This window comes from Ensifer sp. Root127, assembly GCF_001425225.1.
Lineage (GTDB): Bacteria > Pseudomonadota > Alphaproteobacteria > Rhizobiales > Rhizobiaceae > Ensifer > Ensifer canadensis.
Window position 1 is genome coordinate 221,290 of the sequence record NZ_LMDX01000011.1, and the last position, 15,077, is coordinate 236,366.

General features: G+C 61.7%; 15 protein-coding genes. 2 read left to right on the forward strand and 13 right to left on the reverse strand.

Annotated features, from left to right (window positions below; all coding sequences use genetic code 11):
• Positions 1-142: 142 nt before the first annotated feature.
• Genes ntrC through dusB form a run of 3 tightly spaced genes read right to left on the reverse strand, consistent with a single transcriptional unit; the run spans position 143 to position 3,773 of the window.
• Positions 143-1,597 (reverse strand): nitrogen regulation protein NR(I), encoded by a 1,455-nt coding sequence (ntrC, locus tag ASD03_RS14105; protein ID WP_025426779.1) that lies wholly within the window; start codon positions 1,595-1,597, stop codon positions 143-145.
• On the reverse strand, positions 1,594-2,748 hold the full coding sequence (locus ASD03_RS14110) for a nitrogen regulation protein NR(II) (RefSeq protein ID WP_025426778.1): 1,155 nt from the start codon (positions 2,746-2,748) through the stop codon (positions 1,594-1,596). Before ASD03_RS14110 ends, ntrC begins: the two co-directional genes overlap by 4 nt.
• Positions 2,745-3,773, reverse strand: coding sequence for a tRNA dihydrouridine synthase DusB (gene dusB, locus ASD03_RS14115; RefSeq protein ID WP_025426777.1), 1,029 nt, complete (start codon positions 3,771-3,773; stop codon positions 2,745-2,747). Before dusB ends, ASD03_RS14110 begins: the two co-directional genes overlap by 4 nt.
• 149 nt (positions 3,774-3,922) lie before the next feature.
• Here dusB and ASD03_RS14120 point away from each other — a divergent pair, with 149 nt between their 5' ends.
• Both ASD03_RS14120 and ASD03_RS14125 read left to right on the forward strand, forming a co-directional pair.
• Positions 3,923-5,146 carry a bifunctional 2-C-methyl-D-erythritol 4-phosphate cytidylyltransferase/2-C-methyl-D-erythritol 2,4-cyclodiphosphate synthase gene (locus tag ASD03_RS14120; protein ID WP_107027692.1) on the forward strand — a complete coding sequence of 408 codons (1,224 nt, stop codon included), beginning with the start codon at positions 3,923-3,925 and terminating at the stop codon, positions 5,144-5,146.
• Entirely contained in the window at positions 5,133-5,630 is a 498-nt protein-coding gene (locus ASD03_RS14125) for a CinA family protein (RefSeq protein WP_025426775.1), read from the forward strand. The genes ASD03_RS14120 and ASD03_RS14125 overlap by 14 nt, the downstream gene beginning before the upstream one ends.
• Here ASD03_RS14125 and ASD03_RS14130 read toward each other — a convergent pair.
• The 10 genes from ASD03_RS14130 to pdhA form a co-directional block, all read right to left on the reverse strand.
• Positions 5,618-6,067, reverse strand: a complete 450-nt coding sequence (locus ASD03_RS14130; RefSeq protein ID WP_025426774.1) for a type II toxin-antitoxin system RatA family toxin — start codon at positions 6,065-6,067, stop codon at positions 5,618-5,620. The two genes, ASD03_RS14125 and ASD03_RS14130, sit on opposite strands and share 13 nt — an antisense overlap.
• A gap of 9 nt (positions 6,068-6,076) precedes the next feature.
• Positions 6,077-6,667: an ATPase AAA gene (locus tag ASD03_RS14135; RefSeq protein ID WP_025426773.1), complete on the reverse strand. Its 591-nt coding sequence runs from the start codon at positions 6,665-6,667 to the stop codon at positions 6,077-6,079.
• A 316-nt stretch (positions 6,668-6,983) separates the two neighbouring features.
• On the reverse strand, positions 6,984-7,955 hold the full coding sequence (gene lipA, locus ASD03_RS14140; RefSeq protein WP_025426772.1) for a lipoyl synthase: 972 nt from the start codon (positions 7,953-7,955) through the stop codon (positions 6,984-6,986).
• Between the two features lie 134 nt (positions 7,956-8,089).
• A complete protein-coding gene (locus tag ASD03_RS14145) occupies positions 8,090-8,341 on the reverse strand; it encodes a GlsB/YeaQ/YmgE family stress response membrane protein (RefSeq protein ID WP_025426771.1) in 252 nt (83 codons plus the stop codon).
• 78 nt (positions 8,342-8,419) lie between these two features.
• Positions 8,420-9,865, reverse strand: coding sequence for a dihydrolipoyl dehydrogenase (lpdA, locus tag ASD03_RS14150; protein ID WP_057214212.1), 1,446 nt, complete (start codon positions 9,863-9,865; stop codon positions 8,420-8,422).
• 18 nt (positions 9,866-9,883) lie between these two features.
• Positions 9,884-10,465, reverse strand: a complete 582-nt coding sequence (locus ASD03_RS14155) for a GNAT family N-acetyltransferase (RefSeq protein WP_057214216.1) — start codon at positions 10,463-10,465, stop codon at positions 9,884-9,886.
• Between the two features lies 1 nt (position 10,466).
• Positions 10,467-11,108 (reverse strand): SGNH/GDSL hydrolase family protein, encoded by a 642-nt coding sequence (locus tag ASD03_RS14160; protein ID WP_025426768.1) that lies wholly within the window; start codon positions 11,106-11,108, stop codon positions 10,467-10,469.
• Positions 11,109-11,175: 67 nt separating this feature from the next.
• Complete coding sequence (locus ASD03_RS14165) at positions 11,176-12,516, reverse strand: pyruvate dehydrogenase complex dihydrolipoamide acetyltransferase (protein ID WP_025426767.1); 1,341 nt, start codon at positions 12,514-12,516, stop codon at positions 11,176-11,178.
• A gap of 15 nt (positions 12,517-12,531) precedes the next feature.
• On the reverse strand, positions 12,532-13,905 hold the full coding sequence (locus tag ASD03_RS14170; protein ID WP_025426766.1) for a pyruvate dehydrogenase complex E1 component subunit beta: 1,374 nt from the start codon (positions 13,903-13,905) through the stop codon (positions 12,532-12,534).
• A gap of 17 nt (positions 13,906-13,922) precedes the next feature.
• Positions 13,923-14,969 carry a pyruvate dehydrogenase (acetyl-transferring) E1 component subunit alpha gene (pdhA, locus tag ASD03_RS14175; protein ID WP_025426765.1) on the reverse strand — a complete coding sequence of 349 codons (1,047 nt, stop codon included), beginning with the start codon at positions 14,967-14,969 and terminating at the stop codon, positions 13,923-13,925.
• Between the last annotated feature and the right edge of the window lie 108 nt (positions 14,970-15,077).

Below are 15,077 nucleotides of genomic sequence, written 5' to 3' on the forward strand. Positions count from 1 at the left end.
GACCGGACCGTCAATCGGGGCTGTTGCGCATGAGCCACAGCTCCAACGGCCAGGCAAAGCAGCGCAACACCGCTCGACTCGGCGGTCATAACACGTTCAAGCAACGTATTGTGGCGAAAATGCAACGGTGGCTGTGACCAAGTCAAGCCGTGCGTGAACTGCGATAGACTGACACGCCGAGTTCGCGGATCTTCTTGCGCAGCGTGTTGCGGTTGAGCCCGAGCAGATCGGCCGCCTTGATCTGGTTTCCGCGCGTCGCCGTCAAAGCCGCAAGAATCAGCGGATACTCCATCTCGGCAAGCACACGCTCGTAAAGACCGCTCGGTGGAAGCGCGTCACCGAAGCCGGCGAAATATTGCCGCATGTTCTCCTCGACCGCCTGCGAGATCGAAAGGGAACCGCTGCGCGCCTGTGTTTTTCCAATCGGACTGTCGGGGATCTCCGAGCGCAACTCGTTTTCGATGATTTCCCGCGTGATGACGTCCTGCGGGTAAAGCGCAGTCAGTCGGCGCACGAGGTTTTCGAGCTCGCGCACGTTGCCCGGCCACGGATGCGCCTTCATCAGTTCGAGCGCTTCCTGATCGAAACGCTTGACGTCCAGACCTTCCTTCTCGGCCTGCTGCACGAAGTGGCGCACAAGATCGGGAATGTCTTCCGCGCGGTCGCGCAGCGGCGGCAGGCGCAGCGGCACCACATTCAACCGATAGTACAGGTCCTCGCGGAAGAGACCTTGGTTGATCGACTGCTTCAGGTCCTTGTTGGTTGCCGCGACGATGCGCACATCGGAGCGGATCGGCGTGCGACCGCCAACCGTCGTGTACTCGCCCTGTTGCAGCACACGCAGCAACCGCGTCTGTGCGTCCATCGGCATGTCACCGATTTCGTCGAGGAACAGCGTGCCGCCTTCGGCCTGCTCGAAACGACCGGTCGAACGCGTCTGGGCGCCGGTGAAGGCGCCCTTTTCGTGACCGAACAATTCCGATTCGATCAGATCGCGCGGGATTGCCGCCATATTGATCGCAACGAAGGGGCCGTTGCGGCGCTTGCCGTAGTCATGCAGTGCGCGTGCCACCAGTTCCTTGCCCGTGCCGGATTCGCCGGTGATCATCAGCGTCAGATCGGTCTGCATCAGGCGGGCGAGAACCCGGTAGATTTCCTGCATCGCTGCCGAGCGACCGACGAGCGGCATGCCATCCTGCGAATCGTCGTCGACCTTGGACGGGCGGCGCTTCGGTTCGGCCAGCGCCCGACCGATGATGCCGATCAGCTCGGTCAGGTCAAAGGGCTTCGGCAGATAATCATAGGCGCCTTTTTCGGAGGCCTTGATCGCCGTCATGAACGTGTTCTGCGCGCTCATGACAAGAACCGGCAGATCGGGACGCGCCTTCTTGATGCGCGGCAGCAGATCGAATGCATTCTCGTCGGGCATGACAACGTCGGTGACGACAAGATCACCATCGCCGGCGGAAATCCAGCGCCAGAGCGTGGCCGCATTCGACGTGATCCGGACATCGTAGCCGGCGCGGCTCAGCGCCTGATTGAGCACGGTGCGAATGGCTGCGTCGTCATCCGCGACGAGGATGGTGGCACCCGTCATGCAATGTTTCCTTTTGTCATAGGCAGTTCGTCTTCGTCCGCCGCCTGCCCCTTGGAGGCCGGCATCAGGACGCGGAAAGTCGTGCGGTTCTGCTGGCTGTCGCATTCGACGATGCCGCCATGGCCGCCGATGATTTTGGCGACGAGCGCCAGTCCGAGGCCCGAACCATTGGTCTTGGTCGTAATGAACGGATCGAACAGATGCGGCAGCAAGTCAGAAGGAACGCCGGGACCATTGTCATGCACGCAGAATTCGAGCGGCAGCGAGATTTTTTCTCGGGTGCCCGCGACCGAAAGCCGGATACCGGGCCTGTAGGCGGTCGTCAGCATGATCTCGCCTTCGTGGCGATCACCGATCGCTTCCGCTGCGTTCTTGACGAGATTGAGAAACACCTGCACGAGCTGGTCGCGGTTGGCAAAGACCGACGGAAGCGATGGATCGTAATTCTCCGTCACCTTGATCCGGCGCGCAAAGCCCGCCTTGGCGATCGCCTTCACATGATCGAGCACCGAGTGAATGTTGAGCGGCACGCGATCGACGGGTCTCTCGTCGGAAAACACTTCCATCCGATCGACCAGCGAGACGATCCGGTCGGTCTCGTCGCAGATCAACCGCGTCAGCGCCCGATCCTCGTCGTTGACGGAAGTCTCAAGCAATTGCGCGGCCCCTCGAATGCCGGAAAGCGGGTTCTTGATCTCGTGCGCCAACATCGAGGCAAGGCCGGTGACCGACCGCGCCGCCGTCCGATGTGTCAGCTGGCGATCGATCTTGTCGGCCATCGACCGCTCCTGGAAGACGACCACGACGGAGCCGGGCTCCGAAATGACTGGCGCCACATAGAGATCAACCAGCTTGTCGGCGCCCAGCCGCGGCGAACTGAGATCGACGCGATACTCGTTGACCGGGGCCCTGCGCTCGCGCACCTGCTCGATCAACGTCAGAAGTGGGCTGCCAAACGGAATGAAGGCGCTGATATCGTGCCGGGCCAGATGATTGGCGCTGGCACCGAAAAAGGACTCCGCTTCCCAGTTGGCGAAGGCGACGAGACCGTTCTCATCGACAAGGATCACCGGATTTTGAATGGCATTCAGCACCGCCATCGACAGCCCGTTGGCAGCAGCCAAGGCTTCCGGATTGGGTTTTTCGGTCATGCGGCGATCCCTTCGCCAGAGAAGGTCGCAAGCGAACTTTGAATTGCATCGGATGCGCGCGCGGCGACTGATCTGGCATCGGTCGATGTCAGGATCGCCCCCTTCTCTGCCCCGGCAAGATCAGGTGCGAAACGGTCGAGATACCAGCCGACATGCTTGCGTGCATGCCTCAGGCCCGTGTCGGCACCGTAAAATTCGAGCATCATCTCATAGTGCTCCACGAAAATGTCGGCGATCTCAGCCTGGTCGGGATGGCTTGACGCGCCAGCGAGAACGCCGACATGCCAAGGACGGCCCTGCGAAGACCGCCCGGCCATGACGGCGTCGGCGCCGGAGCGCCTGAGGATCTCTTCGGCATCCGCCACCGTATCGACGTCGCCATTGGCAACCAGCGGCACGGAAATGACCTCGCGCACGGCGCGGATCGCATCCCAATCGGCCCTGCCGGTGTAGAACTGCATCCGGGTGCGGCCGTGCACGGTAATCGCCTGGACACCGGCCTCCTGCGCCCTTCTTGCAATCAGCGGCGCATTGATCGAGTTTTCGTCCCAGCCAAGCCGCATCTTCAGCGTGACCGGTACATCCACGGCGTTGACCGTTGCCTCGACCAGGGACAGAGCATGGTCAGGATCGCGCATCAGCGCCGAGCCGGAATAGCCACCCGTCACCTTCTTTGCCGGGCAGCCCATGTTGATATCGATGACGTCGGCGCCATTAGCGGCAGCGATTTTTGCCGCCTCGGCCATCCAATGGGCCTCACGTCCGGCAAGCTGAACAATATGCGGCTTGATGCCGGAGTTCTTCAGCCTGGCCCAGGATTCCGACGCGTTGCCGACCAGTTCGCGGCTCGCCACCATTTCCGTCACGACGAACCCTGCGCCGAAGCGCCAGGCAAAGGTGCGGAATGGCAGGTCCGTGACGCCAGACATCGGGGCGAGCGCCACCCGGTTGCGGATTTCGATATTCCCGATCCGAAGCGGTGTTGACAGAGCCGGAGCTGGCAAATGCATATCTTTCAGGCACATGTTGTTCTTGCACTATTTTTAGACATTGTTCTTTGGCTTGCCAAGCGATTTCGATGCGTCGGGCAAATTTCCCTGCTCGGCTGGCAAAGCACGGACCTTCGCGGTACATCACGGCGAAGATTGGCGAAATCCGGGACCACATACAGAAGATGCAGCCTGAAGAACAGCTTTCCTGCGGCGTCGTGATTGTTGCAGCAGGGCGCGGCGAGCGCGCGGGACAGTCGGCCGAAGGGCCGAAGCAGTACCGCACCATCGGCGACAAGCCCGTTATCGCCCATACGCTTGACACTTTCGCGACATGGCCGGGGACCGGCCCGATCGTGGTTGTCATCCACCCCGATGACGAGGATCTGCTGGCAGCGGCACGCAGGCGATCGCTGGCGCGCGAGTTGATCGTGGTCCACGGCGGCGCAACGCGACAGCAATCGGTTCTCGCAGGCCTTGAAGCCGTAGCGGCAACCGGCTCACGCAACGTGATGATTCACGACGCCGTGCGCCCCTTTGCCGACCACGCCCTGCTGTCGCGCTGTGCCGATGCGCTGACAAGGGGAGCGCGTGCCGTGCTGCCGGCGCTTGCCGTTTCCGATACGCTCAAGCGCGCCGATGCCGCCGGCATGGTGACCGAAACCGTTCCGCGCAATCACCTTCATGCGGCACAGACACCGCAGACCTTCGACCTCAAGACCATCCTCGACGCCCACCGAGCCGCAGCGACAAGCGGCCGCACAGATTTCACCGACGACGCGTCAATCGCCGAATGGGCGGGGATCCCTGTTACCCTCGTCGAAGGCACGGTCGACAACGTCAAGCTCACACTGAAAAGGGACATCGCCATGGCCGACGAAAAACTCAAGCGACATCTGATTCCGGACGTTCGCACCGGCAATGGCTATGACGTACACCAGCTGGTCGAAGGTGATGGCGTTACGCTTTGTGGCGTCCTTATTCCGCACACCAAGAAGCTCTCCGGCCATTCCGATGCCGACGTTGCCTTGCACGCGCTCACAGATGCGCTGCTTGCTACCTGCGGTGCCGGTGATATCGGCGATCACTTCCCGCCGTCCGACCCGCAGTGGAAGGGTGCCGCATCGCGCATCTTCCTCGAACATGCGGCAAACATTGTGCGTCAGCGCGGCGGCACGATCACCAATGCCGATATTTCGCTGATTGCCGAGGCCCCGAAAGTCGGGCCGCATCGCCAGGCGATGCGGGAGAACCTTGCCGACATGCTCGGCATCGATCTTGACCGCTGCTCGGTCAAGGCGACGACGAACGAGCGGCTCGGTTTCATCGGCCGCGACGAGGGTATCGCCGCAATCGCGACCGCAACCGTTGTCTACACCGGAGGGGGAGCCCATGATGTGGCCGAATGACATTCAGGCGACGGCCGGCAAAATCATTGCCGATTTCACCGCGCGCGGTCTCAAGGTGGCAACCGCCGAATCCTGCACGGGAGGCCTGATTGCCGGGGCACTGACGGAAATTTCCGGATCATCCGCCGTCGTCGACCGCGGTTTCGTCACCTACTCCAACGACGCCAAGATCCAGATGCTCGGTGTCGATCCGGCAACGCTCGCAGCGCACGGCGCAGTTTCAAGGCAGACCGCCATCGAAATGGCGCGCGGCGCGGTTGCGCGCTCCGAGGCAGACTTTGCCGTTGCCGTGACCGGCATTGCCGGCCCGGGCGGCGGATCGATGGAAAAGCCTGTTGGCCTGGTCCATCTGTCAGCAACCGGCCGCAACGGCGCAGCCCTCCACCGCGAGATGCGCTACGGCGATATCGGCCGCGACGCCGTGCGGTTGGCAACCATCCGAACGGCGCTCGAGATGCTGACCGAGGTCGCTCAGACGGCGTAGATCTTGTCGGCGCGCTTCTCGAAGGCGTCGGAGAACATGCGGAAGGCACGGTCGAACATCGAGCCCATCAAGGCGCCGAGAATGCGGCTCTTGAACTCATAGTCGATGTAGAAATGCACGATCGACTGCCCCTCACCCGCTGGCTCGAAGCGCCAGCGATTGTCGAGATATTTGAACGGACCGTCGATATATTTGACCTCGATCTGGCGCTCGGCCTTGTTGAGCAGCACCTGCGTCGTAAAGGTCTCGCGGATCGCCTTGTAGCCGACGGTCATGTCAGCCAGCAGCAGGATTTTGCCATCCCTTTCCTTGCGTGAGCGCACGGTCAGCGCCTCACAGAGCGGCAGGAATTCCGGATAGTGTTCGACATCAGCGACGAGATCGAACATCTGGTCGGCCGTGTGCTTGACGACATGGTTTGTTTCAAAGTGCGGCATAGAAGGGAGTTAAGCGGGCACGCCGAGAAGATCAAGGAGCCTCTGCATCTGGCGCCGCGATTTCAACTGCAGAACCGGCACATGCGGGCCGTGCTGGGCAAGGCCTGCGACGATACGCGGCGAGAATTTGTCCTCGAAGGTCCAGATGAATTCGAGGAACTGCCAATCGACCTTCTCGATGCAGCCCGGCGCCATTTCCGGGCGGGCGCGGCCGAGATATTTCAGCCAGCGGGTGACGACGCCCCAGACACAGAGAAGCCGCGGCATCCGCACCCAGACCACGATATCGCTTCTCGGCACGCGGACATCGAAGGTCGAAGGATTGGTGCCATCCATGATCCAGCGATCGTCGGCGATCCTCTCGACGATGCGTCGGCGCTGTTCGGCCCGATCGCGTTGGACCCAGCCAGGCAACCACAGAATATCGCGATCAATGGAGATGTAGGTAAGGTCGAAATGCCGAGCCAGCTTCTGCGAAAGCGTCGACTTGCCACCACCGGAGCATCCGACCACGAGGATACGCCTGGCATTGCGGATATGACCGGCAGCAACGGCATCGTCGACGTCGTTCACGTTCCCAGGCGCTACTGGCTGATCCATCGACAAACTCCGCCAAACAATCCCGGTCTAGGGTCGGTTGGAAAATCATCGTTGTCACGATCGAAACCTGACGATCGATCAGATGATCGGCACCCGGCATAGGCTCTTCAAAAGAAAAGCGGCGTCTTGGTTCGACAAATATCGAACCATCAGCATTCCAATCAAGGAAGAGAGAACAGCCGATACGCGATCGGCCAAAAATTCGCAAGTTTCGCGCGCAATCGGGAAATTATGCACATCGCCCGAGATGAGTAACCGTCAAACGAAAACTCCGGCACTGGGGCCGGAGTTCCTGTTGTTTCGAAGTGCCTCGGTTCTACCCGGCAGCAGCCGCCAACTTCTTTTCGCGCGCTGCCCGCAGGCGGGCGAAGTCGTCGCCGGCATGGTGCGACGAGCGGGTCAGCGGGCTCGAGGCGACCATGAGGAAGCCCTTGGTATAGGCGACCGTCTCGTAGGACTTGAATTCCTCCGGGGTGACGAACTTCTCGACCTTGTGGTGCTTGCGGGTCGGCTGCAGGTATTGGCCGATGGTCATGAAATCGACGTCGGCGGTGCGCAGGTCGTCCATCAGCTGCAGCACTTCGTTGCGCTCTTCGCCGAGGCCGACCATGATGCCGGACTTGGTGAACATCGTTGGATCGAGCTCCTTGACGCGCTGAAGCAAGCGGATGGAGTGGAAGTATCGGGCGCCCGGACGGACGGTGAGATAGTTGCCCGGTACGGTTTCCATGTTGTGGTTGAACACATCAGGCTTGGCGGCGACGACGCGCTCCAGTGCGCCAGGCTTCTTCAGGAAGTCGGGCGTCAGGATTTCGATGGTGGTCTGCGGCGAAGCGGCGCGGATCGCCCAGATCACCTTCTCGAAATGTTCGGCGCCACCGTCGGCCAGGTCGTCGCGGTCGACGGAGGTAATGACGACGTGGGAGAGGCCCATCTGCTTGACGGCCTTGGCGACGTTCTCGGGTTCGGCCATGTCGAGCGCATTCGGCTTGCCGGTCGAGACATTGCAGAAAGCGCAGGCGCGGGTACAGATCTCGCCCATGATCATGAAGGTGGCGTGCTTCTTGTCCCAGCACTCGCCGATGTTGGGGCAGCCGGCTTCTTCACAGACCGTGACGAGATTGTGCGAACGCACCAGCTCGCGCGTCTCCTGATAGCCCTTGGAGGTCGGCGCCTTGACGCGGATCCATTCCGGCTTGCGCAGCATTTCGGTATCGGGCTTGTGGGCCTTTTCCGGATGGCGGACGCGTTGCGCCCCTTCAGAGACGGCATCGAATACCGTTACCATACTGTCTTCCTCGTCGCGGCGGCTGCGGCTTGGTGCCGGCAGACCCTTTTTCGATCTATATAGATGGCTCGACGAGAAATGTCAGGCCACCTTTTTCTGGATAGCCCGATCGCTGACGCAGGAAGCGTCGCAGGCTATCGTTTGACAGCGCGGCCGACGGCAATCAGCAGGCAGGCGCCGATAAAGCCGAAGACCAGATAGGCAAGCCAGCCGGAAAAAGCCATGCCGAAGGCTGCCAGAATGATATTCGACACCACCGCGCCGATGATGCCGAGCGCTATGTTCATGAACAGCCCGACATCGCTGTTCATGAACTTCTCCGCAAGCCATCCGGCAAAACCGCCGATGATGATCGCAGCCAGGATGCCGACGCCGTTTACAGCCATGGTGATCTCCGTGCATTGAGGACAAGGTCGCGTCATCAATGCGGGATCGCGCCAAAAGTTCCGGCGACGGCCGGTCCATCAGGCGTTCAGCGCACGCCCATAGGCATCGAGCACGCTTTCCTTCATCGTCTCCGAAATCGTCGGATGCGGGAAGATCGTGTGCATCAGGTCTTCTTCTGTCGTCTCCAGGTTCATCGCGACGACGAAACCCTGGATGAGTTCGGTCACCTCGGCGCCGACCATGTGCGCGCCCAGCAACTCGCCGGTCTTCTTGTCAAAGATGGTCTTGACCATGCCCTGATCTTCGCCAAGGGCAATCGCCTTGCCGTTGGCGACGAAGGGAAAGCGACCGACGCGGATATCGCGGCCCTCGGCCTTTGCCTTGGCTTCGGTGAGACCGACCGAGGCGACCTGCGGGTGGCAATAGGTGCAGCCCGGGATCTTCAGCTTGTCCATCGGGTGGACATTCGGCAAGCCTGCGATCTTCTCCACGCAGATGACGGCCTCGTGCTCGGCCTTGTGGGCGAGCATCGGCGGGCCGGCAACGTCGCCGATCGCGTAGACGCCGGGAACATTGGTCCTGCCGTAGCCATCGATGATGATGCAGCTGCGGTCGGTCTTGATACCAAGCGTTTCGAGACCAAGGTTCTCGATATTGCCCTGAACGCCGACGGCGGAGATCATCCGGTCGGCGGTGATCTTTTCGACCTTGCCGTCCTTCATCTCGACATGGGCGGTGACCGAGTTCGCGCCCTTATCGACCTTCGTCACCTTGGCCTCAAGGTGGATCTTCATGCCCTGCTTTTCGAACTGCTTCTTGGCGATGGCGGAGATCTCGGCGTCTTCGACCGGCATCACGGTCGGCATGACCTCGACCACGGTCACGTCGACACCCATGGTGCGGTAGAACGAAGCGAATTCGATGCCGATCGCGCCCGAGCCCATGACAAGCAGCGACTTCGGCATTTCCTCCGGCTTCATCGCCTCGAAATAGGTCCAGACCAGCTTACCATCGGGCTCGATGCCCGGCAGGGCCCGCGGGCGGGCGCCGGTGGCGATGATGATGTGCTTGGCAGTATAGGTGCCCTCGCCCTTGGTGTTCTTCGGCAGCGGCGCCTGCGGCTGAACGATCGCCTTCGTCGTCTTGCCGACGACGATCTCGCCGGGCTTGGTCAGCTTGGCCTCGCCCCAGATGACGTCAACCTTGTTCTTCTTCATGAGGAAGCCGACGCCGCCGTTCATGCGCTCGGCAATGCCGCGCGAGCGGGCAACGATCGCCTTCAGATCGGGCGTCACCGCACCTTCGATCTTGATGCCGTAGCTGCCCGGATGCTGGGCATAGTGCAGCACTTCGGCCGAGCGAAGCAGCGCCTTGGTCGGAATGCAGCCCCAGTTGGAGCAGATGCCAGCCAAATGCTCGCGCTCGACGACCGCAGTCTTGAGGCCCAACTGCGCCGCACGAATAGCGGCGATATAGCCTCCCGGACCCGAACCGATGACGATGACGTCGTAATTCTCAGCCATGTGTTTCCTGCCTTTGTCTCAAGCGACCTTGCGGGTGAAGAGCACCCAGTCGTGTTTTCTGCTACCTTCGAAGAGCGGCACGGCCTCGGTCCGAGCCGCCTCCTCGAAGCCGTTTGCCCTGTAGAGTGTCTGCGCCCTGTCATTGTGGCTTTCGGTGATCAGGCTCACCGGCGCCGAGCCGGCGCGTGCAATTTCATGTGCAAGCAGTCTGCGTCCGATGCCGCGGCCGCGCCGATGGCGGTAAACGCCGAGGCTATCGATGAACCAGTGGCCGACCACAGGCCGCTGCAGCGCCAGCAGGGGTTCGAGCACAGCATGCTTCGCTTCGATTTCCGCCACCGAAGCGTCGATACCGTAGCCGATCGATACCCCCGCGATTTCATCATCGAGGTCGGCAACGACCGCATCCCGCCAGTTTCCAGGGCCGACATCCTCGCGCAGCTTGTTGCGCCCGCGCTCGAAAGCCGTATCGGTCGCCCCGCCAAGAACCGCGCCAGACCAGAGCCAGGCGGCAAAGCCTTGCGAGGCGATGTCGACGAGAACGGCGAGTTCTGCCGCCTCGTTTCGTTCCGCCGGTCTGATGGTGACGTCGTCCGTCATCTCAGACACCGAGCATCATCCGGACGACCGGCTCGAGGCCCCGGCCGATCGCGTGGGTGTTTTCAGCGTCCAGATGCACGCCATCGAGCGGCGTTGTCCTTGCAACCGATCCCGCATCGAAGAACCCGCAATCGAGTTCGTCTGCAAGGTCGCGGTAGAGCGGCGCCAGCATCGCCGACTGCTCGATGCCGTCGGCGAACATCGCCGCGAACGCACTGTTTGCCGTCTCGCAAAGCTGCGGCGGCGAAACGATCAGGATTTCGGGGCCTTCCGCCGTTTCGACCGGCCAATCGTGACGACGCACGAGATTGACCAGGCGCTCGATACCCTTGACCGCGCCGAAAGCCGTGCCGTGAATGATCGGCTTCATATCGTTGGAGCCGAGCAGAATGACCATGAGATCGAGCGGCGCATGACTGTGAAGGACGGTAGGCAGCATCCGCGCGCCGTTGCGGTCGCAATCGGCGAGGTGATCGTCATAGGCGGTCGTGCGTCCATTCAACCCTTCGGCAACAACATGAACGTCCGGCCCGAGCGCCTTCTGCAACACGTTCGGCCAACGGTCTGCGAGTGCATGACGGCCCGGGCCGGACGCGTCATAGCCCCATGTCAGACTGTCACCGTAGCAGAGAAGTGTTTTCATCGTCCGGGCCCGCCTTCGGCGTTGCGATCAAGGAACGGACCGGCCCGAGGGCCGGTCCTTGTCCACATCAGACCAGCATGCCCATCGGGTTTTCGATGTAGCGCTTGAAGGCTCCGAGCAGTTCGGCGCCGAGCGCGCCATCGACGCAACGATGGTCGGTCGAAAGCGTGACCGTCATCACAGTGGCGATGACCATCTGCTTGTTCTTGACGACGACGCGTTCCTCGCCCGCACCGACCGCAAGGATCGTGGCGTGCGGCGGGTTGACGACGGCGGCGAAGTCCTTGACGCCCATCATGCCCATGTTGGAGACCGCCGTCGTGCCGCCCTGATATTCCTCGGGCTTCAGCTTGCGGTCCTTGGCGCGCTTGCCGAGGTCCTTCATCTCGTTGGAGATGGCAGACAGGCTCTTCAGCTCCGCCTGGCGAACGATCGGCGTGATCAGGCCGCCCGGGATGGACACGGCGACGCCGACGTCGGCATGCTTGTGCTTGACCATGTTGCTGTCGGTCCAGGACACGTTGGCATCCGGAACGTCACGCAGAGCCAGCGCCAGCGCCTTGATCACCATGTCGTTGACCGAGAGCTTGTAGACCGGCTTGCCGTCCTTTTCCGGAGCGGCAGCATTGAGCTGGGCCCTGAGCGCCAGAAGCGTATCCAGTTCGCAATCGAGCGAGACGTAGAAGTGCGGGATCGTCTGCTTGGATTCGACGAGCCGCTTGGCGATCGTCTTGCGCATGCCGTCATGTGGCACGAGCTCGTAGGAGCCGGGCTCGAACAGTTTGAGTACGGCGTCTTCCGACATGCCCTTGGCAAGCGGCGCGGCAGCGGGAGCTGCAGCACCTGCTGCTGGTGCAGCGGCCGGCTTCGCGCCGCCACCGGCAACAGCAGTCTCGACGTCCTTCTTGATCACGCGGCCATGCGGGCCGGAGCCGGCGATCGCCGAGAGATCGATGCCGGCATCCTTGGCAAGACGACGCGCTAGCGGCGACGAGAACACGCGACTGCCGGATTCCGTCTTGGCCGCCTGCGGCGCTGCCGCCACCGGCTGAGTTGCAGCGGGCGCCGGAGCGCTGGCCGCTGCCGGCGCGGGCGCTTCCTTCGTTTCGGCCGCGACCGGTGCCGCTGCACCGTTGCCGCCCTTGGCGGCCGCGGCGACATCTTCGCCGTCGGCTGCAAGGACCGCAATCAGCGCATTGACCTTGACGCCTTCGGTGCCGGCGGGAACGACGATCTTGGCAACGGTGCCTTCATCGACGGCCTCGACTTCCATCGTCGCCTTGTCCGTCTCGATCTCGGCGATCACGTCGCCGGACTTGACCTTATCGCCTTCCTTGACCAGCCACTTGGCCAGATTGCCTTCTTCCATCGTCGGAGAGAGGGCAGGCATTGTGATGTTGATAGGCATCGAAGGGCCCTCCCCTTATTTGTAGCAAACGGCTTTCACCGCATCGACGACCTCTGCGACGTTCGGAAGCGCGAGCTTCTCGAGGTTCGCGGCGTAAGGCATCGGCACATCCTTGCCGGCGATCGTCAGGATCGGGGCATCGAGATAGTCGAAGGCCTGCTGCATGACGCGGGTCGCAATCTCGGTACCGACGGAAGACTGCGGATAGCCTTCTTCGACTGTCACCAGACGACCGGTCTTCCTGACGGATTCGATCACCGTCGGCAGATCCATCGGACGGATGGTGCGAAGGTCGATCAGCTCGACGTCGATGCCCTGCGCTTCCAGTTCGGCGACCGCCTTGATCGCATAGGTCATGCCGATACCGAAGGAAACGATGGTTGCGTCCTTGCCGACCTTGTGGATACGGGCCTTGCCGATCGGCAGCACGAAATCGTCGAGCTTCGGCACTTCGAAGGACTGACCGTAGAGGATTTCGTTTTCGAGGAAGATGACCGGGTTCGGATCGCGGATGGCCGCCTTCAGCAGGCCCTTCGCATCAGCTGCCGTATAGGGCATGACAACCTTGAGACCTGGAATGTGGCTGTACCAGGCGGCATAGCACTGCGAGTGCTGCGCCGCTACGCGGGCCGCAGCACCGCTCGGGCCACGGAACACGATCGGCGCGCCCATCTGGCCGCCGGACATGTAGAGCGTCTTGGCGGCGGAGTTGATGATCTGGTCAATCGCCTGCATGGCGAAGTTGAAGGTCATGAACTCGACGATCGGGCGCAGGCCGGTCATGGCAGCGCCAACGCCGACGCCGGCAAAGCCGTGTTCGGTGATCGGCGTGTCGATGACACGACGGGCGCCGAATTCCTGAAGCAGGCCTTGCGTGATCTTGTAGGCGCCCTGGTATTCGGCGACTTCTTCGCCCATGACGAAGACGTCGTCGCTGGCGCGCATTTCCTCGGCCATGGCGTCGCGCAGAGCTTCACGCACGGTCATCGTCACCATTTCGGTGCCGGCCGGGATTGCCGGATCGGCGGCAACTTCGACCTTCGGCTGGGCCGCAACCGGTGCCGGCGCCGAAGCTGCGGGTGCTTCGCTGGCGGTGGCAGCCTTGGGCGCATCCACCTTCGGTGCGGCGATATCGCCAGCGCCTTCGCCATCCTGCAGCAGGACTGCGATCGGCGTATTGACCTTGACGCCTTCGGTGCCGGCGGCGATCAGCAGCTTGCCGATCGTGCCTTCATCGACGGCTTCCACTTCCATGGTGGCCTTGTCAGTCTCGATCTCGGCGATGACGTCGCCGGAGGAGACCTTGTCGCCTTCGTTCTTCAGCCATTTCGAGAGCGTGCCTTCCTCCATCGTCGGGGAAAGGGCGGGCATGAGAATTTCTACTGGCATATTTGAGCCTCCCCGGATCAAAGCAGGATATCGGTGTAGAGCTCGGATACATCCGGCTCCGGATCAGCCTGGGCAAAATCGGCGCTGTCGGCGACGATGTCGCGGACGTCCTTGTCGATCTGCTTCAGCTCGTCCTCGCTCGCCCATCCCTTTTCGGTCAGACGTGCCTTCACCTGTTCGATCGGATCGTGTTCCGACCGCATCTTCTGCACTTCATCCTTCGAGCGGTACTTCGCCGGGTCGGACATGGAGTGGCCGCGGTAGCGATAGGTCTGCATTTCGAGAATGATCGGGCCCTTGCCCGAACGGCAATACTCGACAGCCTCGTCGCCCGCCGCCTTGACCGCACGAACATCCATGGCATCGACCTGGAAGCCCGGGATGCCGAAGGAGACACCGCGCTTCGAAAAATCGGTCTGCGCCGATGCGCGGGTGACCGACGTGCCCATGGCGTAGCGGTTGTTCTCGATCACGTAGATCACCGGAAGCTTCCACAGCTGCGCCATGTTGAAGCTTTCATAGACCTGGCCCTGGTTGGCCGCGCCATCCCCAAAATAGGCGACGCTGACATTGTCGTTGCCGCGATAGCGGTTGGCAAAGGCAAGGCCGGTGCCGAGCGACACCTGGGCACCGACGATGCCGTGACCGCCGTAAAAATGCTTTTCCTTGGAGAACATGTGCATCGAGCCGCCCTTCCCCTTGGAAAGACCGCTGCGACGACCCGTGAGTTCGGCCATGACGCCGCGGGCGCTCATGCCGCAGGCCAGCATGTGGCCGTGGTCACGGTAGGCGGTGATGACCTGGTCACCGTCTTTCAGCGCCATCTGCATGCCGACGACGACAGCTTCCTGGCCGATGTAGAGATGACAGAAGCCGCCGATGAAACCCATGCCATAGAGCTGGCCGGCCTTTTCCTCGAAACGCCGGATCAGCAGCATTTCGCGGTAGGCTTTCAGTTCGTCTTCTTTGGTGAATTCGGCGATATTACCGCCGCTCAGGTCCTTCTTGGCCGGCTTTGCTGCGGTCTTACGGCTGGAGACGGACGCGTTTTTTCGCGGAGCCATTCATTCCTCCCAATGGTTAGCCTTTGAGGGTTACCATAGGGAAAGAAAAGCGCCACAGCAATGCCATATTTGCATGGCTCGCATTCCGCGCAAGTTATTGAATTTAAA